General features: G+C 66.5%; 19 protein-coding genes and 2 riboswitches. Of the genes, 15 read left to right on the top strand and 4 right to left on the bottom strand.

Going from position 1 to position 21119, the window contains the following annotated elements; genetic code table 11:
* Positions 1-19 precede the first annotated feature (19 nt).
* The 3 genes from AC6JAC_RS17900 to AC6JAC_RS17890 all read left to right on the top strand — a co-directional run bounded on the left by AC6JAC_RS17900 (position 20) and on the right by AC6JAC_RS17890 (position 2489).
* The gene (locus AC6JAC_RS17900; RefSeq protein ID WP_497965834.1) at positions 20-1216 is read left to right on the top strand and encodes a phosphotransferase; all 1197 of its coding nucleotides are present in this window, start codon (positions 20-22) and stop codon (positions 1214-1216) included.
* Positions 1217-1357: 141 nt separating this feature from the next.
* On the top strand, positions 1358-1615 hold the full coding sequence (locus tag AC6JAC_RS17895) for a hypothetical protein (RefSeq protein WP_028271316.1): 258 nt from the start codon (positions 1358-1360) through the stop codon (positions 1613-1615).
* Positions 1616-1622: 7 nt separating this feature from the next.
* The gene (locus tag AC6JAC_RS17890; protein ID WP_497965832.1) at positions 1623-2489 is read left to right on the top strand and encodes an FHA domain-containing protein; all 867 of its coding nucleotides are present in this window, start codon (positions 1623-1625) and stop codon (positions 2487-2489) included.
* Between the two features lie 74 nt (positions 2490-2563).
* Here the strand turns inward: AC6JAC_RS17890 and AC6JAC_RS17885 are convergent, their stop codons facing one another.
* From AC6JAC_RS17885 to AC6JAC_RS17875, 3 genes are read right to left on the bottom strand one after another with little or no spacing between them, the layout of a single operon-like run.
* The gene (locus AC6JAC_RS17885) at positions 2564-4219 is read right to left on the bottom strand and encodes a DNA repair helicase XPB (RefSeq protein ID WP_028271314.1); all 1656 of its coding nucleotides are present in this window, start codon (positions 4217-4219) and stop codon (positions 2564-2566) included.
* Positions 4220-4265: 46 nt separating this feature from the next.
* Positions 4266-6764, bottom strand: coding sequence for a helicase-associated domain-containing protein (locus tag AC6JAC_RS17880; RefSeq protein WP_497965830.1), 2499 nt, complete (start codon positions 6762-6764; stop codon positions 4266-4268).
* Between the two features lie 10 nt (positions 6765-6774).
* Positions 6775-7008 (bottom strand): hypothetical protein, encoded by a 234-nt coding sequence (locus AC6JAC_RS17875; RefSeq protein WP_028271312.1) that lies wholly within the window; start codon positions 7006-7008, stop codon positions 6775-6777.
* Positions 7009-7192: 184 nt separating this feature from the next.
* Here AC6JAC_RS17875 and AC6JAC_RS17870 point away from each other — a divergent pair, with 184 nt between their 5' ends.
* Complete coding sequence (locus AC6JAC_RS17870; RefSeq protein ID WP_011690655.1) at positions 7193-7576, top strand: cold-shock protein; 384 nt, start codon at positions 7193-7195, stop codon at positions 7574-7576.
* 8 nt (positions 7577-7584) lie between these two features.
* Positions 7585-8169 carry a DUF3027 domain-containing protein gene (locus AC6JAC_RS17865; RefSeq protein WP_497965827.1) on the top strand — a complete coding sequence of 195 codons (585 nt, stop codon included), beginning with the start codon at positions 7585-7587 and terminating at the stop codon, positions 8167-8169.
* 82 nt (positions 8170-8251) lie between these two features.
* Here the strand turns inward: AC6JAC_RS17865 and serC are convergent, their stop codons facing one another.
* The gene (gene serC / locus AC6JAC_RS17860) at positions 8252-9382 is read right to left on the bottom strand and encodes a phosphoserine transaminase (protein ID WP_028271310.1); all 1131 of its coding nucleotides are present in this window, start codon (positions 9380-9382) and stop codon (positions 8252-8254) included.
* Positions 9383-9760: 378 nt separating this feature from the next.
* Here serC and AC6JAC_RS17855 point away from each other — a divergent pair, with 378 nt between their 5' ends.
* From AC6JAC_RS17855 to AC6JAC_RS17810, 10 genes are all read left to right on the top strand, one after another.
* On the top strand, positions 9761-10456 hold the full coding sequence (locus AC6JAC_RS17855) for an iron-dependent transcriptional repressor DtxR (protein WP_028271309.1): 696 nt from the start codon (positions 9761-9763) through the stop codon (positions 10454-10456).
* Positions 10457-10595: 139 nt separating this feature from the next.
* Positions 10596-10806: riboswitch (cyclic di-AMP (ydaO/yuaA leader) on the top strand.
* A 3-nt stretch (positions 10807-10809) separates the two neighbouring features.
* Positions 10810-11634, top strand: a complete 825-nt coding sequence (locus AC6JAC_RS17850; RefSeq protein WP_497965825.1) for a M23 family metallopeptidase — start codon at positions 10810-10812, stop codon at positions 11632-11634.
* Between the two features lie 148 nt (positions 11635-11782).
* Positions 11783-11942: riboswitch (cyclic di-AMP (ydaO/yuaA leader) on the top strand.
* A gap of 70 nt (positions 11943-12012) precedes the next feature.
* Positions 12013-12687: a C40 family peptidase gene (locus AC6JAC_RS17845; RefSeq protein WP_028271307.1), complete on the top strand. Its 675-nt coding sequence runs from the start codon at positions 12013-12015 to the stop codon at positions 12685-12687.
* A gap of 160 nt (positions 12688-12847) precedes the next feature.
* On the top strand, positions 12848-13609 hold the full coding sequence (locus tag AC6JAC_RS17840) for an NlpC/P60 family protein (RefSeq protein ID WP_028271306.1): 762 nt from the start codon (positions 12848-12850) through the stop codon (positions 13607-13609).
* 222 nt (positions 13610-13831) lie between these two features.
* Positions 13832-14332, top strand: a complete 501-nt coding sequence (locus AC6JAC_RS17835; RefSeq protein ID WP_028271305.1) for an HNH endonuclease — start codon at positions 13832-13834, stop codon at positions 14330-14332.
* A 97-nt stretch (positions 14333-14429) separates the two neighbouring features.
* The gene (mobA, locus tag AC6JAC_RS17830; protein ID WP_497965822.1) at positions 14430-15047 is read left to right on the top strand and encodes a molybdenum cofactor guanylyltransferase; all 618 of its coding nucleotides are present in this window, start codon (positions 14430-14432) and stop codon (positions 15045-15047) included.
* Positions 15048-15106: 59 nt separating this feature from the next.
* Positions 15107-15445, top strand: a complete 339-nt coding sequence (locus tag AC6JAC_RS17825) for a DUF6457 domain-containing protein (protein ID WP_028271303.1) — start codon at positions 15107-15109, stop codon at positions 15443-15445.
* Positions 15442-16869 carry a molybdopterin molybdotransferase MoeA gene (locus AC6JAC_RS17820; protein ID WP_497965820.1) on the top strand — a complete coding sequence of 476 codons (1428 nt, stop codon included), beginning with the start codon at positions 15442-15444 and terminating at the stop codon, positions 16867-16869. Before AC6JAC_RS17825 ends, AC6JAC_RS17820 begins: the two co-directional genes overlap by 4 nt.
* A 72-nt stretch (positions 16870-16941) precedes the next feature.
* Positions 16942-17814 (top strand): formate dehydrogenase accessory sulfurtransferase FdhD, encoded by an 873-nt coding sequence (fdhD, locus tag AC6JAC_RS17815; protein WP_497965818.1) that lies wholly within the window; start codon positions 16942-16944, stop codon positions 17812-17814.
* A 175-nt stretch (positions 17815-17989) separates the two neighbouring features.
* Positions 17990-21016: an alpha-mannosidase gene (locus AC6JAC_RS17810; protein ID WP_497965816.1), complete on the top strand. Its 3027-nt coding sequence runs from the start codon at positions 17990-17992 to the stop codon at positions 21014-21016.
* Positions 21017-21119: the final 103 nt, after the last annotated feature.

The raw sequence follows: 21119 nt of genomic DNA, 5'->3' as shown, positions 1-21119 counted from the left end.
GGCTACCGAGGGGTAATCCATGAAGGCGCCACTGCTCGAAAACATGGATGCCCTGGGTGCTGCCGGGGCGGAGCCCGATGACTTGGCACTGCTGGCCGCTGCCGCCCTCGGGGAGCGGGACGTGGAGCTGCTGGGTGCCCGGGCCGACGCAATCGAGTTCCCCATGTTCAACATGACCACCGGAGGGCTCTGGCGGGTCGGCGGAACAGCCCGCACCAGTTGTGCCGGCGCTAGTAACACGGTCGGCGTCGCCCGCTTCAGCATGGTGGTCAAGGTTATCCAGTCGCCGTTGCTGTGGCAGGGCATCGGGCAGGTGCCGCCGCCATTCCGTGCTGCCCTCGCCGCCAACTATCTGTGGCGCACCGAGGCGCAGGTCTACGCTTCGGCGCTCGGCTCGGTGATGCCGCAGGGCGGTCGGCTTCCCGAGGTTTTCAAGATCGCGGAACTCGACAACCAGCGCACGGCGATCTGGATGGAGGACGTCGCCGAGGTCGCGGCGGCCGGCTGGACGGACCGGTGTTTCGTGGATGCAGCCAGATTCCTTGGCAGGCTGTCGGGAAGCTCCGAGGCGAGGGAATGCGTCGCTGCCATCCCGGATGCCAGCACTCCCGGCGCGCTCCGGTTCTTCGTGGAGGGTGTGGGCGCCAACGTCTTCATCCCCGCGATCCAGAGCGACTCCCTGTGGCGGCACCCGGCGGTGGCTCCTGCCGCTGATGCCGCTCTGGTCGCGGGCCTTCGGGACCTGGCGGACAGAGCGTTCGCGCTGGTGGAGGAAATGACCGCCCTGCCCCAGCTTCCCGCCCATGGTGACGCGAGTCCGCAAAACCTGCTGGTGGAGTCCCTGCCCGCCGGCACCGCCGCGGCGTCGTTCGCGGTTATCGACTGGGGGCGGTTCGGCCTGGCCTGTTGTGGCTTCGACCTGGGCCAGCTGCTCTCCGGCTGGGTCAACCAGGGCGTCATGGGCGGGGCCGAGCTGTACCGGCTGGGACCGCTGTGCCTGGAGGCGTACTGCGCCGGCCTGGCCGATGCCGGGGCTGACGTCGAGGAGGCGTCCGTCAGGCGGGGCCACGCGGCATCGATGGCCGTCTTCACCGGGTTGTCCGCAATCCCCACCCAGAAGCTGGCAGAGCAGGACTCAGACGCGCTCCGGGCCCTGGTGGCCGCGCGTGCGGACATGGCGCGGTTTGTCCTGGACCTGCTCGCGGCCACGGACTGAGGGGAACCCTTTTTGCGGCTAATTCGTTCGGGCCGCGGAGGGTTTCCCCTGCTACCGGCCGGTATTAGAGTGGGCGCACTGAGTCCATGAGGATTCGGGACCAATCGTTCATGCGGCACCCAATGAAGGGGAACAACCACCATGACGGAAATACAAGCGCCCGAGAGTACCCGCACGGCCGACCGCAGCATCCGCGACTGGGCAGACCTGGCTGAGGAAATGTGGTCCTACTTGACCGGCAAGGGCGCCGCGATCAACTACAACTTCATCGACATGACGGTGGAGGTTCCGCGCGACATCGGCCCGGACGCCCCTCGCGCCACCTGGAAGCTCAACGGCAGCCTCCGGGTGACCACCAGTGACAACGATGCTTCGGGGTCAGACGAGAACCGGAGCTGATCCGGACGTGAACGGATTCCGCCTCGACATGGATCTGGACTTTTCCTATACCGATGGGTCCGGAGCCGTAACGCGGGGAACAGCACAGGCCGGCGGCACCGAAGTGCGAATTGCCGTGGACGGCCTTGAGCCGTTCGGTTCCGGCGGCATGCCGTCGCTGGATGACATCCGGCCGCTGGCGAAGACCCTTGCGGAGCGGGGGCTTTCAGTGGTGGTTGACGGTCCGGACGGCCACATCGTGAGCCTCGGAGCCGTCGCCAGCCCGGCGTCGCAGCGGCTCATTACGCGCTCGCCGCACATCAAGCTGGGGAAGCTCGGCGCCCTGGCGCCACTCATGAAACGCGGACGGCGCGCGCCGCGGTTCTCGCTGCTGCCCCCGCAGACTCCGCTGCCGTTGATGCCGACAGTCAGGCGGAGCATCGTCCGCCGTGCCACCACCACCCACCACAGCCGGGGAAGCGGCCGGCCCCGGCTCATCTTCGTCCAGGACTCGGCAACGTGGAACGGCCAGGTGCCCCGCGAATACACACTGAGCAGGGAAATCGTAAGGATCGGCAGTGACGGGTCCTCGGACGTCCAACTGGACGGGCTGGACGGGCTCCATGCGGAAATAGTCCACAACGCGGACGACGAGTACGTACTGGTGCCGCACGGCAGGGTGACAGGCAGTGTCGCATCCACGGGTGAGTCCGTTCTTCGCACGGGCGCCCGGATTCAGATGGGGCAGTGGTGCCTTGCCTATTTCCGGGAGGAGTTCGCGGACCACGGACGTCCGTTCGGTGGCCGCAGCGGCGGCGAACTCGCCTATCAGGCACCGCAGCTTGACCCGCGGACAGGAACCACGGAACGGGACGGATCGTGGGGGATCAGCTGACTGCCACCCGCGGGTGACGTTCGGCCGCGGGACCCTAACGGGACAGGGTTCCGCGGAGGCCGGCGGCTGCCGCATCAGGTGGCCGAAGGATTCCGTCCCACGTCCTTGGCATCCATGATCCGGTAGGCATAGCCCTGCTCGGCCAGGAACCGCTGGCGCTTCGCCGCGAAGTCCTGGTCGAGCGTATCCCGTGCCACCAGTGAGTAGAACCGCGCAGCGCGGCCGTCCTGCTTGGGGCGCAGGAGCCGGCCCAGTCGCTGGGCTTCCTCCTGCCGGGAACCGAACGAGCCGGACACCTGGATGGCCACCGAAGCTTCCGGAAGGTCAATGGAGAAGTTCGCCACCTTGGAAACCACCAGGGTCTTCACTTCGCCTGCCCGGAAGGCTTCGAACAGCTTCTGGCGCTCCTTCACGGACGTGTCGCCCTTGATCACGGGGGCTTGGAGCCGTTCGCCCAGTTCGTCCAGCTGGTCGATGTACTGGCCGATGACCAGGAGCTGCTCACCGCGGTGCTGTTCCACCAGTTGCTCCACCACCGTGGTCTTGGTTTCGGACGTGGCACAGAGCCTGTATTTGTCGGCGTCCTCCGCCATGGCGTACGCAACGCGTTCGTCGTGGGGAAGATCCACCCTGACTTCCACGCAGTCAGCCGGGGCGATGTAGCCCTGGGCTTCGATGTCCTTCCACGGCGCGTCGTAGCGTTTCGGCCCGATCAGGCTGAAGACTTCGCCTTCGCGGCCGTCCTCGCGCACCAGGGTTGCGGTCAATCCGAGCCGGCGCCGGGCTTGGAGATCGGCCGTCATCCGGAAGATGGGTGCCGGCAGCAGGTGGACCTCGTCGTAGATGATCAGGCCCCAGTCGTGGCCGTCCACCAGTTCCAGATGGGGGTAGAGCCCACCCCGTTTCGTGGTCAGGACCTGGTAAGTCGCTATGGTGACCGGGCGGACTTCCTTGACCGAGCCGGAGTACTCACCGATCTCGTCCGCCGTCAGCGAGGTCCGCTTGACGAGCTCGTCCTTCCACTGCCGGGCGGACACAGTGTTGGTCACCAGGATCAACGTGGTGGTGGAGCTTGTGGACATGGCCGCCGCACCCACCAGCGTTTTGCCGGCGCCGCAGGGGAGTACGACGACGCCGCTGCCGCCGGCCCAGAAGTTCTCCGTGGCCAGTTTCTGGTACGGCCGGAGCTTCCAGCCGGACTCGTTGAGCATGATGGGGTGCGGCGTGCCGTCCACGTAGCCCGCCAGGTCTTCGGCAGGCCAGCCGATCTTGAGGAGCAGCTGCTTCAGCTGCCCGCGCTGCGAGGAATGGACCACGACGGTCTCGCCGTCGATGCGCGGGCCGAGAAGGGGCTGGATCTTCTTGGCACGGCAGACTTCCTCGAGCACGGGGTAATCGCTGGTCCGCATCACCAGCCCGTGCTGCGGGTCTTTTTCCAGCCGCAGCCGGCCGTAGCGGGACATCGTTTCTTCGATGTCGATCAGCAGGGAATGCGGCACCGGGAAGCGCGAATACTTCAACAGGGTGTCCAGCACGCGTTCTGCGTCCAGTCCGGCGGCGCGGGCGTTCCACAGCCCCAGCGGAGTCAGGCGGTAGCTGTGCACGTGTTCCGGCGCGCGCTCCAGTTCGGCGAAGGCGGCGATGGCGTGCCTGGCCTCGGTGGCAAGCTCATGGTCCACTTCGAGCAGGATGGTTTTGTCGCTCTGGACGATCAGTGGCCCGTCGTTCACGGCGCCCAGGCCCTGATGCCGCTGGTTTGTGGGGTGCTGGTCACTGCTAGGATCCCTCTTCCGCCTCAATGTCGGTGATCCGGTGGATCGAGAGCACGCGTTCGGTTTCGCGTGCGGGGTCGAAGACCCTCACCCGGCCGCCGTTCACAGAGACCGGAACAACCGTTTCCCTGCTGGAATTCCCTTGGCTGTCCACCACGTTCATTACGACTGCTTGCCGGAGCCGGATGGCCTTTTGCAGGGTTTCGAGCCCGAGCTGCGTTGCTTCCTCTCCCGTTGCCCCCGACGCCGGGCGGTGGCTTCCGTTGCCGTTCGGTCCATGGGCGGCTCCGTGGCTGCGGAGAATCGCCAGCTGGGCGTCGACGTCGGCCTCTGCCGGTGCGGTCCGCGGCGCACTGTACACAGGACGCCCGCTGCCCGGAACGGCGGTGGTCCGGCGCAGCCGGATCAGCCCTGACTCAGCCTCCTCGACGGCCGGTGATAAACCGAGTGCACGCAGGACCTGGGCGGTTTCCTTGGTGCCCGCGCGGGAAATCAGGACTGTGGGCGCAATGCGCACCAGCCCCAGCCCGGACGCGCTGGATTCCTTGACGAGTTCGAGCAGGGCGTCCTCGTCGTCGCTTTGGATGAAGCTGGACGCCACGCCCACCCGCAGCCTGCCGTGCCTGGCCGCGGTGTCCTCCACGAGGTATTCGAGTGGCTGCGGTACAGCGGTGGCAGAGTGCTCGCGCAGGAAACGCAACATGCTGCCGGCGTCGTGGCCGGCGTCGAGCGCCCGGCGGACGGACGCCACGGAGAACCGGTAGATCGTCGCGGGACCCTGGCCTTCGGCGTCGGCCATCACCAGCAGCTTCTCACTCAACTCGGGCGCCAGGTACCCCGGCGCTACGGCAGTGAGGTCAGCCTGCAGCAACACGTGGTTGAGGGCGGCCGGGAGATGTTCCCCCAGGATATCCAGCGCTTCATCGGGACGCTCCGCGGCGATGGCCGAGCCCAACTGGCTCAGCGCGCCCGAACCGATGAGGCCGAGCATCTCCGCTTCGGCCAGGACGCCGCGGATCAGCGAACTAAAGCGCCGTGCCATCCGGGGCTGGGTCCACTCTGCCCGTTGCAGCACCGCGGCTGCGTCCAGCACCGGCGCCTTGCCGTCGGCCTCAGCGGCCTCGTCCGTCAGTTCGTTGAGGATTTCCAGGATCCTCTTCCGGATGACGGGCGCGTCCGGCCGCTGGGCTTCAGCCGACAGCGCGTTGATGGTGGTGCCCGCCGCCGCACGGTGCGGGGCGGCCCCCGCGCCCGGACCGGTGACTGGCTGGCCCACCAGCGACGGGGCACGTTCGCTGGCCAGCCAGGCATTCACGAGCCAGAGCCATTGTTCCTGGCGCGGCAGCGTAAGCCACTCAAGCTGTTCCGGCTGCACCCAGGCGGAGCTGTCAACGTCCAGCCGGAGAAGGCCGGCCAGGGCGCAGAGTTCAACCAGCAGGCCGGCGGCGTGAAGGTCGATCCGGAGTGCGTCCGCCAGGCGTTTCATCTCGCGGACGCCGACGCCCCCGCTCCGCAACGTGACGAGGGGCTGCTCGCGCACGTTGTACAGGAGCTCTCCCGTCAGGCGGAGGGTTTCGGCAATGGCGCCCAAGGCGGCATTTCGCCGGAGCGCCGCTGTGGTCTGTCCTAGCCTGGGCACCGGGGGAGTCAGCGTGAAGTCCTCGATCACGGCCCCGCCGCGGAGGGCGATCCCCACGCTGTGCGGCAACTCCACGTGGGCGGCGTCCAGCGGTACCAGCAGGCCCCTCGCCAGGAGCCAGTCAACAGGGCCGACGTCGGGGCCTTCATTGAGGACGGAAGCCCGCCGCTGGGCCTGGGGCACCGCGCCCATGGCCCAGTTCCCGAAACGGGCCAGGAGCGCCGTGGTGCGCTCCGGGGCGGTGGCGAGGAGCCGTTCCAGGGCCTCGGGCGTGGCTGTCCAATGCTGCAATGACAGGGCGGCTTCCATGGGTGTTGTGGCGGGGTGGATGGAGGCGCCGCTGTGGTGCAGTTCGCCCACCAGTTGCACCACGCGCTGGGCGAAGGCCGGCTGCAGCCGGACAAGTTCCGTGTAACTCCTGCCCAGTCCCGCCGGATATATCCCTACGACGTCACGGAGGCTTCCTACCGGAAGGTAGTAGCGCTGGCGGGCCCCTGCCGGCAGTGCGATACCGTGCGGGGGCTCGGCGCGGTGCACGAGGGCGAGTTCTTCAAGGGAGTGCAGGATCCGTTCGATGGCGGACAGCGATGCGCCGCGGATGAGTTTCTTGAGTCCGGCGGCAGAGGCGCTGTGGGCTGTGTCCGTGTTGGTGCAGAGGTGAAGCGTCTCCAGGACCTGCATCTGCGGCCGGTTCAGGCGCTCCAGTGCACGCTGCACGCTGACCCTGGCGCTGGCCCGCGCCGCGAGGGCCGCAAAGTCCGGAACGTTGGGTGAGACCAGGTCCGGCCGCGCGGAGAACAGGGCCCGCAACGAGTCGTCGCTGCGTGCCTCCAGTTCCTTGCTGAGCGCGCGAATAAAGGACATCAGTCCAACGTTACCGCCCGCCGGACTTTCCTGCCCGGCGGCGGGCGGCGACGCCGTCGATCACCAGGAATATCATCAGGAGGAACGCCAGCGGCAGGCCGTACAGGGCCAGGGATGTCACCCACACCGGGGCGGCACTGCCGCCAAAGGCGATGGCCATGACGGCGCCCACGGCAGCCAGCGAAAAGACAGCAATAACCGCCGCAACTATCATCAGGGGCCGCCGGTAGCGGGAGGGTGTCATGGAAGTAACGCTAACAGCCCGGCTGAGCCCGTGCCGCAAAGCGGGAATCCGGGTCCCGGCAGGATAACCTTGAAGATACAGACCAACATGGTCCGGGCAGCCATACCCTGAACCCGCATATCAGTGCGGATGCGGTGGCCGCCGGCCGTGTCACAGGAAGTCCAGAACGAAGAAGGTTGATTACGTGCCTACCGGCAAGGTCAAGTGGTATGACAAGGAAAAAGGCTTCGGATTCCTCGCAGGTGAGGACGGCCAGGAAGTATTCCTGCCCAAATCCGCCCTGCCCGAGGGTGTAACGGAGCTCAAAGCCGGCACGCGCGTGGAGTTCGGTGTGGCCGACGGCCGCAAGGGAGCCCAGGCCCTCGGGCTGCGCGTGCTGGACAAGACCCCGTCCATCGCGAAGGCAAAGCGTCCCAGCGCCAAGGACCTGGCGCCACTCGTCCAGGACCTCGTGACCGTGCTGGACAACCTGTCCGGGACGCTGTCCGCCGGAAAGTACCCGGAAGGCAACAAGGCCAAGGCGATTGCAGCCGCCCTCCGTAAGGTTGCCGACGAGCTGGACGCTTAGGCATCCACATGACTTCCCAACCTGACCAGAGCACCCCCAAACCGGCGTCCAAGCCCCGTGCCGGCGTCCCCGTGTGGCGCGTCGGAAAACCGGATGCGGTGCTCGCTGCAGCCGTGGACTTTGCCCGGGCTGCAGTGGAGGGCATCGCCCCGGCCGAACAGATCGGACAGCACCTAGGTGCCAAGAGTGAAGGGGACCGCGTTGTCACTCATCTCTTCGAGTCCAAGCTGGCCGGGTACCAGGGGTGGCAGTGGTACGCGGTGCTCACCCGCAATTCCCGCTCCAAGGTCGTCACGGTGAACGAACTTGGCCTGCTGCCTTCGGAGGATTCCATCCTCGCGCCGGAGTGGGTGCCCTGGGCTGAACGGGTGCGCCCCGAGGATGCCCAGGAAAATGAACAGGACGCGGAGGCGCCTGTTGTGGACGCCGACGCCCAGGACACTGCCCCGGCGGGCTCCGGCGACGGCGCCGCGGTCTCCGTTGACGACGATTCCGACGATTCCGACGATTCCGACGACGACACCGACGACGATTCCGACGACGACAGTGACGCACCGGAGGAACAATCCGGCTCCGCCCGCGAGACCGACTAGAGCACTTAACGACGACGGCGTCGTCCGGGACCAAACCCGGACGACGCCGTCGGACGTTAACGCGTCAGCAGCAGCTGACTTCCTACTTCCGCAGTTCTCCCACGACGTAGTCGATGCTGGAGAGGAGGGCCGAAACGTCGTCCGGGTCGATCGCCACGAACGTGGCGATGCGCAGCTGGTTGCGGCCCAGCTTGCGGTACGGTTCGGTATCCACGATGCCGTTGGCGCGCAGGACCTTGGCAATTGCGGCTGCATCGATCGAATCATCGAAGTCGATGGTGGCGATCACGTTGGAGCGGTCTTCTGCCTTGGCAACGAACGGCGTGGCGTATTCGGAGGCCTCCGCCCAGTCATAGATGCGGCCGGCCGAATCGGCGGTCCGTGCCGCGGCAAACTCAAGACCGCCGCTGGCGTTCAGCCACTGCACCTGGGCGTCCAGGGTCACCAGGGTGGCCAGCGCCGGGGTGTTGTACGTCTGGTTGAGCCGTGAGTTGTCGATGGCGGTCTGCAGGTCCAGGAAATCGGGGATCCACCGGCCGCTTGCCTTGATCCGGGCGGCGCGTTCCAGGGCCGCGGGGGAGAAAAGCCCCAGCCACAGGCCGCCGTCGGATGCGAAGTTCTTCTGCGGGGCGAAGTAGTACACGTCGGCTTCCGAGACATCGACGTCCAGGCCGCCGGCAGCCGAGGTGGCGTCCACCAGGACAAGCGATCCTTCATCCGCGCCGGCAACCCGCTTGACCGGTGCTGCCACGCCTGTAGAGGTCTCATTCTGCGGCCAGGCGTAGACGTCCACGCCCGCCTCCGCGGCGGCTACCGGCCGCGTCCCGGGCTCGGCCTTGATGATGGAGGAGGCGTCCAGGAACGGAGCCTTATTCGTAGCCGAGGCGAACTTGGAGCCGAATTCGCCGAACGAGAGGTGCTGGGCCTTGCTGTCCACCAGTCCGAACGCCGCGACGTCCCAGAACGCCGTTGAGCCGCCCACTCCGAGGATGACTTCGTAGCCTTCGGGGGCGCGGAAAAATTCGCTGAGGCCGCTGCGGACAGATCCCACCAGGTTCTTCACCGGGGCCTGGCGGTGCGACGTGCCGAGGAGGGTGGCAGAGGCGGCAGACAGTGCTTCGATCTGTTCGGGGCGGACCTTTGATGGCCCGGCGCCGAACCGTCCGTCCTTGGGCAGGAGGTTGGCGGGGATAGTGATGCTGGTGTCACTCACAATGGCTCCAATTTATCGGCGTGGACGTGGTTTCCGGCGTGGACGTGGGCCCGGCAGTGCACGGGTTCCTGCAGGGGAATCCCCTATATTCTGCCTGACGTGCCTGCGGGGGAGGGAACGGCATCCGTCATAGTCCAGTCACTGAGACATCCCGGCGGCAGGTCAGAGCGATACGCTGAAGATTATCCGGAGTAATTCAAAATAGGCTAAGCTGGATGCTGTCGTACAGTGGGTCGCGAAGCCGGCCTGGCTGATCCCGTGGGGCTTTTCCCAGCGGCTGGTTGGTGGATGCAGGTCCACCCCGCCGAGGCCAACGTGGAAGCCTTTGCGCGGTACGGTGGGACTGACGCAAGGACTGTGCTCGAGGAGCTGAGCTGGATGACCGATCTGATCGACACCACGGAGATGTATCTTCGGACAATCTTGGAGCTTGAGGAAGAGAACATCGTGGCTCTCCGCGCCCGGATTGCCGAACGGCTGCGCCACTCCGGACCCACCGTTTCGCAGACCATCGGGCGGATGGAGCGTGACGGGCTGGTGGTTGTTTCGGGGGACCGGCACCTTGAGCTGACTGAAACCGGCCGGAAACGCGCCACCGAAGTCATGCGCAAACACCGCCTCGCGGAACGGCTCCTGGCCGATGTGATCGGACTGGACTGGGCATATGTCCATGACGAAGCCTGCCGTTGGGAACACGTCATGAGCGAGCGGGTGGAGCGTCGCATCTTTGAACTCCTCAACCACCCCACCGTTTCCCCCTACGGCAATCCCATTCCGGGACTGGCGGCGCTCGGCGGTCAGCCGACTCCCGCTTTCACCGACGGTGTGGTCAACCTCCTTGAAGCCATGACCGCGTACGGGGCCGACTCACGTATCACCGTGAGCAGGCTGGCCGAACCCATCCAGGTTGAGCCGGAGTTGCTGGTGCAGCTGGATGAAGGCGGAATCCGGCCCGGAGCGTCCCTGGCCCTGGAGCGCGTCGGCGAATACATCTCCGTGCGTGTGCCCGAGATCGAAGGCGCGCTGGAGCTGCCGCCCGAGGTTGCGGCCCACGTGTTTGTTACGGTCAGCTAACCGCCTCCTTGTAGGACCACCTACAACGTACTGAGACCCAGATAACGGAATTATTACCGCGCTGATTAATCGCCTATAGTTGAGCACTAGCGCCGATACAAAAGCGTTACCTGATCCGAAGCCGAGCTCTGCCAGCGGATCAGTGTCAGAACCATCTCCTGGCAGAGGCGGAGGAACCACAATCGGCCGTTGAAAACGGCCTTGGGGTGAAGTCCGTCAGCGGCAAGTCACCTCCGACGAAGGATTCCCTAGGGACACCTGTGCCGGATGCCTTGCAATGGCGGACCGGGTCTTTGCACTCTCTGACCCGAATCCGACAGCTAACTTCGCAGGCTCTCCAGAGAGGATAATTCTTGACCACGCAGACCGTCAGGGGCCGCCGCAGGGCGACCGGTCCCGCTTCGGAGTACCCCGTGGCCGAAGCCGTTATGACGGTCAGGCCGCGCGATGCGCACCGTGATGCACGCCGGCGCCGCAGCCTGTTCAGCCAGGTGACGGAGTTCGCTTCGGCGAGCGGCGTGGGTCAGAAGGCCGGCATGGCCCTGGCCGCCACCGGACTGGTGCTCACCGTGACCGTCCCGTCGACGGGCCCCATGATGTCCACTGCGGACACCGGGAATGCCGGCGTGGCCGCTTCGGTTGCGGCGCAGCCGGAGGTTTCCGCCGCTGCCGGCGCCAAAATCGACTTCAACCGCACCTACGTTGCCACCAAGGGCGATCCCGACGGCAAGCTCAAGCAGCTCCTGAGCGCGCAGTCCGCGGGCACCATCACCCGCGCGGCTTCCGCCGGGAGCCTTGGGGCACCGCTGGAACACCTGGTTTCCGCGTCGCCCTTCGGTTTCCGGGTCAGCCCGATAACCGGCGGAGCCGGTGAGTTCCACCGGGGCCAGGACTATGCGGCACAGTGTGGCACCAGCGTCCTGGCTGCCGCCAGCGGAACGGTCACGTTCACCGGCTGGCACCCCTACGGCGGCGGCAACCGCGTGGTGATCGACCACGGCAACGGCCTCGAAACCACGTACAACCATCTTTCGTCGTCAAGCGTCCAGGTCGGCCAGAAGGTCAGCCGAGGCGAGGTTGTGGCCCTCAGCGGGACCACCGGCGCCTCCACCGGCTGCCACCTCCATTTCGAAGTAATGGTCAACGGCGAAGTCGTCGACCCCACCGGCTGGCTCTGACCCAAACGATGGGTCGCTCTCGCATTCCTGTGACATGCCGTGACCTGAATGTGACATTCGTTCGGAATTCCTGTACCGTTTAGAGCACGCCAACTTTTCCGAAGTTGGCGCTCTTGAGTGGATTGCCTAACTCTGCCACCGCTCAAGGTCCGTTCGCATGACATCGTCTGGCAGAGGCGGGGGAACCAATTTTGGTCTTCGCAAGAAGACCTTGGGGTTAAGTCGCAAAAGCTTCCCAGGAAGCCGAGCGGCCGGGTGACTCCCATCCGAATCCGACAGCTCACCTCGTAGGCATTGGGAGAGGCTACCTTCGTGTCTACACGCAACACTTCTGCGCGCCACCGTGCGCAAACGGTTCGTACGAACCCGTTGAACTCCGTGTCCAGGGCTGTTACTGCCAACGCCGGGACCGTAGGTCGCCAGGCGGCTGTGATCGCAGCTGCGTCCGGACTGATCCTCAGTGTTGGCATGCCGGCAAATGCCGCCGATACCAACCTGGGTGTTTCCGCTTCGACGGAGTCCGGCTCTCAGTCAGCCCAGCTGGCCGTAACCGCTGAACCGACAGCGACTGTTTCCTTCGAGCGTCCGTCCGTCACCACGACGGCAGCGCCCAAGATTGAAACCGTCCGGGCACAGTCCACCGGTGCCGACGCCAGCGAGACCTCCGCAGCAGCTGACGGGGAAGCAAAGGCCGGCAAGCTTGCCGACGCCGCCTCCTCTGCAGCAGCATCGGGCCTCGCCGCCATCGCGTACACCGGTATTGGCAGCGCCTACGTCTGGGGCGGCACCACCCCCAGCGGCTGGGACTGCTCAGGCTTCACCCAGTGGGTCTACGCCCAGGCCGGCATCAGCATCCCCCGCACCAATGCATGGACCGCCATGACTCCCACCGCCACCCCGGCGCCGGGCGACCTGGTCATGCAAAACGGCGGTGCGCACGTTGGCATCTACGTCGGCAACGGCATGATGATCAGCGCGCTGAACCCGTCGCAGGGCACGATCCTGCACGCTGTGTCCGCCACGGGCACTTCCGCGTTCTACACGCTTCGCTAGAACACGCGGCGCTTCGCTCCATCACGGGTTTCCCGTCGCTGAAGCGCGCGTTCTTCGCTAAATAAACCTGTTCGGGCCGTTCCGGCTTACCCCCAAGATGCCGGAGCGTCCAAAAACCGCGGCCTGCCACGCAGTCTGAGGAAAACGAAAGAGAGAAATAATGACTACTCGTGCGATCGCACGGCACCGCGCCGAGGTTACCAAAACCAACTCGCTTGCTGTCATTGCCAAGGCTGTCGGCGACAACGCCGGCGGCATGGGCCGTCAGGCTGCGGTTATCGCTGCAGCTTCCGGCCTGGTCCTGACCAGCGGTATCGCAGCCAACGCTGCCGACACCAACGTTCAGCGCGAAGCAACCTCTGCTTCCACCCTGGAAGTGCAGTCCTCTGCTCCGGCCAACATCTCGGCCGCTTCCAGCATCGCCATCTCCTTCGAGAAGCCGGCTGTCTCCACCTCCCCGGCTCCGGTCGTCGAGGCTCCCAAGCCCGTCGTTGAGGTTCAGGAAGCTGCTCCCGAGGCTGCTCCGGTTGCCGTTGCCGCGACCGTGTCGGCCCCGGCCGCCCCTGCAGCTGCAGCCCCCGCCGCCGCCAGCGGAAACGGTGCCGCGATTGCCGCTGCCGCCTACGCCCAGCTGGGTGTCGCACAGGACTGCACCGCCCTCGCCACCAACGCGCTTGCAGCCGTTGGCGTCAACTACCACGGCTGGCCGGCAGGCTACCTGTCCCTGGGCCGCACCGTGAGCGCCGCTGAGGCACAGCCGGGCGACCTCGCGTACTACCAGAACGGCGGCATGGGCATGGCCCACATCGCTGTCTACGTTGGCAACGGCCAGGCCGTCCACGGCGGCTGGAACGGTGGAACCACCTCGCTGTTCAGCGTCAACGTTGGCTCCGGCCCGGTCTTCATCCGCGTCGGCGGCTAATACCCCGGTTCACGCGTAACAAAAGGACCCCTGCCTTCGGGCAGGGGTCCTTTTGCGTTTCCGGCAGGTGAATTTTTGCCGACACGGAGTCTATGGTAATGAGCCGATTCGGCGATAGGCCACTTGAGTGTTTACTCTTGTGTTGTCGATCCATAGCCCGGACAAGCAGAGGGCAGCCGGCCCTCGAGCCCCTGACGGGTGCGGCCGTGAAGAGGTATGTGCATGCGCACTCTCGTTCTTAATGCTGGATATGAACCGCTGGCGGTTGTGACCTTCCGCCGGGCGCTGGTTCTTGTGCTGACCGGAAAAGCTAGCGTAGTGGCCGAAGGCGACGATCCTGTCGTCGGGCCGCAGGAGATCCTGGGCCGTCCGTCCGTGATACTCCTGAACCGCTACATCCGGCCCCGGTACAACACCATCACTGCTGTGAGCCGCCGGGGCGTGTTGCGCCGTGATGGCCACCGCTGCGCCTACTGCGGGAAGGCAGCACACACCATTGACCACGTCCACCCGAAATCGAGGGGCGGTGCCGATTCCTGGGAGAACCTGGTGGCCGCCTGCCTTCGGTGCAACAACGTGAAGGGCGACCACACGCCCGCCGAGATGGGCTGGAAGCTCAGGTTCGTCCCCGCGCCTCCGCACGGCACCATCTGGCAGATCAAGGAACTGGAAAAGCCCACGCCCGCGTGGGACCCTTTCCTCCTGCCCGAATCCGCCGCCTAAGGTTTCACGGTTCCTAAGGCTGCACGGTTCCTAAGGCTGCACGGTTCCTAAGGCTGCACGGTTACGCGGTGTCGGCCTGCATGGCTAGGCTGGCACTGTGGAGTTTGATGCCTTAATACTGGCCGGCGGGCGGTCATCGCGCCTGGGTGGCGTGCCCAAGTCCCAGTTGGTGTACGACGGCGCCACCCTCCTGTCGCGGTCGCTCGCGGCAGCCGCGGGGGCGGAAGCGGCGGTGGTGGTGGGACCCGATCCCGGCGGACTGCCCGCCGGTGTCCTGTCATGCCGGGAGGAACCCGCGTTTGCCGGCCCGGCGGCGGCCATAGGCGCCGGCCTGGCCGCCCTGGACCGCGCACGCGGTCCGTTGCGCGCAGCGACGACCCTGATCCTGGCTTGTGACATGCCCAAAGCCGACCAGGCCGTTGCCGCACTTCTGCTCGCCCTGGCGGAGGACAGCAGCGCCGCGGCCGGCTCCGCGGGAGTCATGTCCGCTTCGCCTGATGGCCGCAGACAGCCGCTTGCCGGTTTTTATGGCACAGCTGCGCTACAACGTGCCGTGAACGAACTGGGGGAGAGTGGAGGCCTGGCAGGCGCTTCAGTCTTCGCCCTCCTTGCTAGGCTTGACGTGCGGACTGTTACCGTCCCCGCCGGTGCCACGGACGATGTGGATACCTGGGACGATGCCACCGCGCTAGGGGTATCCCGCCAGGGGTCATAAGCCACCGTTGGTGGGACCGGGCGGTGGTACTGCAACTGAATTTGAGTTTGGAGGCAACGGTGAAAAGCCAGGACGAAACGCTGGAGGACTGGTGCCGGGCATTGCTGCAAGCCTTCGAGCTGGAGGACGTCGAGGTGGACGTCAATGAAGTCTTGGCGCTGGCCGGGGTTGCGGCCCACTCTGTGGTCCGTCCTGCGGCGCCGCTGACCACGTTCATCGCCGGCTTCGCGGCGGGTATGGCGTCTGGTTCGGGGCAGGCCCCGGACGCGGTTTCAATGCAGGCCGCCATGGGCGTGGCGCGGGCGCTGGCGATGGATTACGCCGCGGCGGATTCCGCCGCGGCCACGCCGCAGCCCGATGACGGACCGGCCGTCAGCAGCGGGAACCCCGGCGCATGACGGCTGCGCCGCCGGGCGGCGGGGACGCCGCCAGCGACGTACCTGAAAACGGGGAACCCTCCGAGGGTCCCGGCACCGCGGAAACGGGGACTGCCGAAACCGGTACTGCCGACACCGGCCACACCCATTTGGCGCACACCTGGCAGGAGGCGCGGCAGGCGTCATTCGACTCCGCAACACCGATCCCGCCGGGGCCGGTGCCGCTCAGGACCGCGCTCGGCCGGACGCTTGCGGAGGACGTCACCGCGCTCCAGGACATGCCGCACTACGCTTCATCGGCCATGGACGGCTGGGCGGTCAACGGAAGCGGGCCGTGGATCCTCGCGGAGCCCGGCCACCGGTTGGCACCCCACCAGGCCAGTCCCATCGTCACCGGCGGCCTGATTCCCCCTGGTGCCAAGGCTGTGCTCCGCAGCGAAAGCGGCGCCATGGCAACGGATGAGGAAGGGCTCCCCGTGCTGGTCCTGGGCGGCGGGGCACGGCCCGGTGAACCGAGGAACGGCCAGCACATCCGGAAAGCCGGCGAGGAAGCAGCGGCCGGCGACGTCCTGATCGCCAGCGGAACTGTACTCAACCCGGCCCACCTGGCCCTCGCGGCGCTTGCCGGCCACGACTCCCTCCACGTCCAGGGAAAACCTGTGGTGCGGATCCTGCTCACGGGCTCCGAGGTGGTCACCTCAGGCCTGCCGGCGCCGGGTAAGGTGCGCGACACCTTCGGACCACAGCTTGGCGCCGTCGTCGAGATGATGGGCGGCATCAGCGCCGGGCAGGACAAAATCGGTGACAGCTACGACGAATGGCTCGCCGCCCTGGAAGACGACGCTGCGGAGGAGGCGCCTGCCGACGTCGTCATCACCACCGGCGGCACCGGCCGGTCCGGGACAGACCACCTCCGCCGCGCGGTCGCGGAACTCGGCGGCCGCCTGTTGATCGACGGCATCGCGATGCGGCCCGGGCACCCGGCAGTCCTCGCCGAACTGCCGGACGGCCGCTTCATCCTTGGACTGCCCGGCAATCCCCTTGCCGCGATGATGGCGCTCTGCACAGTGGGGGCTCCGCTGCTGGCCGCGCTGGGCCACGGGTCGCTGCCGCCGATCAGTGAGGTACCCTGCGGGACGATGATCGACGCTGAACCGGGAAGGACCCGGCTGATGCCTTTCAGGCTGCTCTACGGCATGGCATCACCTGCCCAGCATGCGGGGTCCGGGATGATGCGCGGCCTTGCGGCTGCCGACGGCGTCCTGGTTGTACCTCCGCACGGCATCCAGCTGGGGGAGGCCGCGCCCGCTTTCGCCCTGCCGTGGGGTGCCCCGATCCCGGCGGCTGAACCGGCCGCGGCGAAGGCCAAAGCGGCTCCCCGCAAGACCCCGCGGAAGCCCGCCGCATCAGACGGTCCGGTGGACTGGAGTGCTTTGCTCGGCTAAAACGGTCCCGGCTGGTGAAGGCCGTCCGGGCTTGCAATGATGGTCATATCCCGCACTAAAGAGGAGCGCATCGTGGCCCGCATGACGCAACGCCGCAAAATTCACAAGTTCGTCCTGGACGGTTCGCCGCAGTCCCTCGCATTCCCCGTGCGGCACCGGGAAGACGTACTTGCCGTGGAGGAACCGCTGGAAGTCCGGCTGGGATCCCTCCCGTTTACCGTCACCATGCGCACGCCCGGGGACGATTTTGACCTGGTGGCCGGGTTCCTGGTGTCCGAGGGCATCATCTGGGACCCCGAGCAACTCATCTCCCTGCGGTTTTGCGCGGGTGAGGACGAGGACGGCGTTCAGACCTTCAATGTTGTGGAGGCGCAGTTGCGGCCGGACGTCGTCCTCCCCGAGAGGGGCCGCAACATCTTCACGTCCAGTTCATGCGGCATCTGCGGCACCGATTCCATCGACGCCGTCCGCAAGTCATCGCATTTCAGCCCTGCCGGTGATCCGCTGACCGTCCCGGTCGAGACGCTCGCCGGGCTCCCGGACGAGCTTCGTAAGGCGCAGGCCGTCTTCGACGCCACCGGAGGGGTCCACGCGGCCGGCCTCTTCAGGATCACCGACGACGGCGGCACTGAGTTGCTGTGCCTGCGCGAGGACGTGGGACGCCACAACGCCGTGGACAAGGTGGTGGGCTGGGCGCTCCGCGAACGGCTGCTGCCGCTGGCGGGCACCGTGCTGCAGGTTTCCGGCCGTGCCTCCTTCGAACTGGTCCAGAAGGCGGCGCTCGCCGGGATTCCTGTGCTCGCTGCCGTCAGTGCGCCATCCAGCCTGGCCGTAGAACTTGCTGACGCCAGCGGCATGACACTGGCCGGCTTCAGCAGGGGCGCCACCCTCAACGTTTATGCCGGGCATCACCGGATCCAGGCACCGGCTCCGGTCCCCGGATAGGACAAAGTGCTTGGTTTATCGGGCCCGGCACAGTAGATTTTATCCATCGATTGGACGCGCCGATCCGCTCCTTCGGCAGTGTTCAAGGGCTTGCGCATAAGCTGAAGCCAACGCCAAGGCCAATACCGCGAGCCAGCCGTCAGCTTCCAGACCACGGGTATTAAAGAGGACCACATTGCACGACGACCGCCGCATCACGGAAGTCCGTCTTGACCGCTTCATGCGTGAACGCGTGGACCCCGCGGTGTACACCCGCAGCGTCCCGCTGAACCTGACCAGCTGGGACGTTCCGGACGAGCCTGTTTCCGTCATGGAAGCCCTCCGCCACGACTTCGCCCCGTTGGAACACGGAACTGCCTGGGGCAAGCCCTGGAGCACCAAGTGGCTGAGGCTGCAGGGCGAAGTGCCCGATTCCTGGGGGACCGCTCCGGATACCGCGGTGGAGATCGTGGTGGACCTTGGCTTCACCCGCGAACTGCCGGGATTCCAGTGCGAGGGAATTGCGTGGCGGCCGGACGGCACCATCATCAAGGCCATCTCGCCGCGGAACCAGTACATCCCCCTGAAGCTCCTCGGAAGCGGAATGGCAGTGGACTTCTATGTGGAGGCAGCTGCCAACCCGGACGTCGCGCAGGGATGGACCTTCGCAGCCATGCCCTACGGGGACAAGGAAACAGCGGGAAGCGAACCCAAATACCGGCTGGGCACCATCGCCATCGCCGAACTCAACCAGACCGTCTGGGAGCTTCAGCAGGACGTCTGGACGCTCAGCGGGCTCATGCACGAGCTGCCGATGGAACTGCCCCGCCGCCACGAGATCCTGCGCGCCCTGGAGCGGATGCTGGACGTCATGGACCCGGACGATGTCAGCGGCACCGCGTCGGCCGGCCGTGCAGCCCTGGCCGAGGTACTCTCCCGCCCGGCGTACGCCTCGGCCCATCAGCTGGTGGCCACGGGCCATGCGCACATCGACTCGGCCTGGCTGTGGCCCGTCCGGGAAACCATCCGCAAATGTGCACGCACATTCTCCAACGTCGTGGCGCTGATGGACGAGGCTCCCGATTTCGTGTTCTCCTGTTCGTCCGCGCAGCAGCTCGCCTGGATGAAGGAGTTCTATCCGGAGCTGTTCGGCCGCATCCGCGAGAAGGTCAAAGCGGGCCAGTTCGTGCCGGTCGGCGGCATGTGGGTGGAATCGGACACCAACATGCCCGGCGGAGAGGCCATGGCCCGGCAGTTCATCGAAGGCAAGCAGTTCTTCCTGGACGAGTTCGGCGTGGAGTGCCGGGAAGCCTGGCTGCCTGATTCCTTCGGGTACTCCGCCGCCCTGCCGCAGATCGTCAAGGCAGCCGGCAGCAAGTGGTTCCTGACCCAGAAGATCTCCTGGAACCAGGTCAACAGGATGCCGCACCACACGTTCAACTGGGAAGGCATCGACGGCACGCGGCTGTTCACGCACTTCCCGCCGGTTGACACCTACAACTCCGAGCTGAGCGGGCGGGAACTGGCGCATGCGGAGCGGAACTACCGGGACCACGGCCGCGGCACTGTCTCCCTGGTCCCGTTCGGCTACGGCGACGGCGGCGGCGGCCCCACCCGGGAGATGATCGCAGCAGCCCACCGCACGGCCGACCTCGAGGGGTCCCCGAAGGTGCGGATCGGAACGGCCGCGAACTTCTTCAGCCAGGCACAGGCCGAATACACGTCCCTGCCGGTATGGGTGGGGGAGATGTACCTGGAGTTGCACCGCGGAACCTATACCAGCCAGGCCAAGACGAAACGGGGCAACCGGCGAAGCGAGCACCTGCTCCGGGAGGCCGAACTCTGGTGCGCCACCGCGTCCGTCCGTACTGACGGCAGCTTCACCTACCCGGCAGCCGAGCTGAAACGCCTCTGGCGGCTGGTCCTGCTGCAACAGTTCCATGACATCCTGCCCGGCAGTTCCATTGCCTGGGTCCACCAGGACGCGGAGCGGAACTACGCAGCCATCTCGGATGCCCTGGAGTCCATCATTGCCGGCGCTGCCCGTGCCGTTCTCGGCGAGGGCAGCCGCGAGTTCCTGCTCAACGCCGCGCCGCACGAACGCAGCGGCGTGCCTGCACTGGCTGCCGCCGAACCCGTCCGCAGCGACCACCCGGTGACGGTCACCGAATCCAGCGGGGGATACATCCTGGATAACGGCGTGATCCAGGCCGTGCTGGACTCCAACGGACTCCTGACCTCGCTGATCGACCATGCCAGCGGCCGGGAAGCGATTGCCCCCGGCCAGTTCGGGAACCACTTGGAACTCCACCGCGACACGCCCAACGAATGGGACGCGTGGGACATTGACGAGTTCTACCGCCGCAACGTCACCTCACTGACCGAAGCGCATTCGGTGACGCTGGAGCGGGGCGGCTGGGACGCCGTCGTGGTGGTGGAGCGGCTGGCCGGAACATCAGCGATCACCCAGCGGATTTCGCTGGAGGCCGGTTCCGGCTCACTGGGCATCCTGACCTCCGTTGACTGGCAGGAACGGGAAAAACTGCTCAAGATCGGCTTCCCCCTGGACGTCCGCGCGGACCGATCAGCATCGGAGACGCAGTTCGGGCATGTCTTCCGGCCAACCCACACCAATACGTCCTGGGAAGCGGCCAAGTTCGAAATCTGCGCCCACCGCTGGATCCACGTGGCAGAGCCGGGCTATGGCGTGGCGGTCTCCAACGCCTCCAGCTACGGGCACGATGTCACCCGCAGCGTGAGGGACGACGGCGGCACCACCACCACCGTGCGCACGTCCCTGCTGCGCGCTCCCAAATATCCGGATCCCGGCGCCGACCGCGGGCGGCACGAGCTCCTGGTGACCATCAGGCCCGGGGCGGCCATCGCCGATGCCGTGGAAGAGGGCTACCGGACCAACCTTGCCCCGCGCATCGTGAAGGGCGCCAACGCCGTCAGCCCGCTGTTTACCGTGTTCAACCAGGGAATCGTGGTGGAAGCGGTGAAGCTGGCGGAGGACGGTTCCGGCGACGTCATTGTGCGGCTTTATGAGTCGCTGGGGGAGCGGTCCGAGGGTTTGGTGACGGCAAACTTTGACGCCAGGGAAGTGCAGGCGGTGGACCTGCTGGAGCGTCCGGTTGAGGACCCGGGCGTGACTGCCGGCAAGGACTCCGCAAAGCTGACGCTGCGGCCGTTCCAGCTGGTCACCCTGCGCTTTGCCCGCTAGGACGCCAGGGGTCCAGGGCGCTGGCCCGCGGCCATCCCGCCGTTAAACAGGCTGAGTGGGGGCGGTCCCCAACGGCCCGCCACCACTCATCCCCCCAATAGCG

It is taken from the genome of Arthrobacter sp. KUASC02, from assembly GCF_059739395.1.
This window is presented reverse-complemented; position numbering and strand designations above follow the sequence as displayed.

Coding starts and splice junctions, on each gene's coding strand:
- AC6JAC_RS17875 (WP_028271312.1), bottom strand. CDS start 7,008: ATGACACCCTCCCGCTACCGGCGGCCCCTGATGATAGTTGCGGCGGTT.
- AC6JAC_RS17855 (WP_028271309.1), top strand. CDS start 9,761: ATGACCGATCTGATCGACACCACGGAGATGTATCTTCGGACAATCTTG.
- AC6JAC_RS17900 (WP_497965834.1), top strand. CDS start 20: ATGAAGGCGCCACTGCTCGAAAACATGGATGCCCTGGGTGCTGCCGGG.
- AC6JAC_RS17865 (WP_497965827.1), top strand. CDS start 7,585: ATGACTTCCCAACCTGACCAGAGCACCCCCAAACCGGCGTCCAAGCCC.
- AC6JAC_RS17820 (WP_497965820.1), top strand. CDS start 15,442: ATGACGGCTGCGCCGCCGGGCGGCGGGGACGCCGCCAGCGACGTACCT.
- AC6JAC_RS17835 (WP_028271305.1), top strand. CDS start 13,832: ATGCGCACTCTCGTTCTTAATGCTGGATATGAACCGCTGGCGGTTGTG.
- AC6JAC_RS17880 (WP_497965830.1), bottom strand. CDS start 6,764: ATGTCCTTTATTCGCGCGCTCAGCAAGGAACTGGAGGCACGCAGCGAC.
- AC6JAC_RS17895 (WP_028271316.1), top strand. CDS start 1,358: ATGACGGAAATACAAGCGCCCGAGAGTACCCGCACGGCCGACCGCAGC.
- AC6JAC_RS17840 (WP_028271306.1), top strand. CDS start 12,848: ATGACTACTCGTGCGATCGCACGGCACCGCGCCGAGGTTACCAAAACC.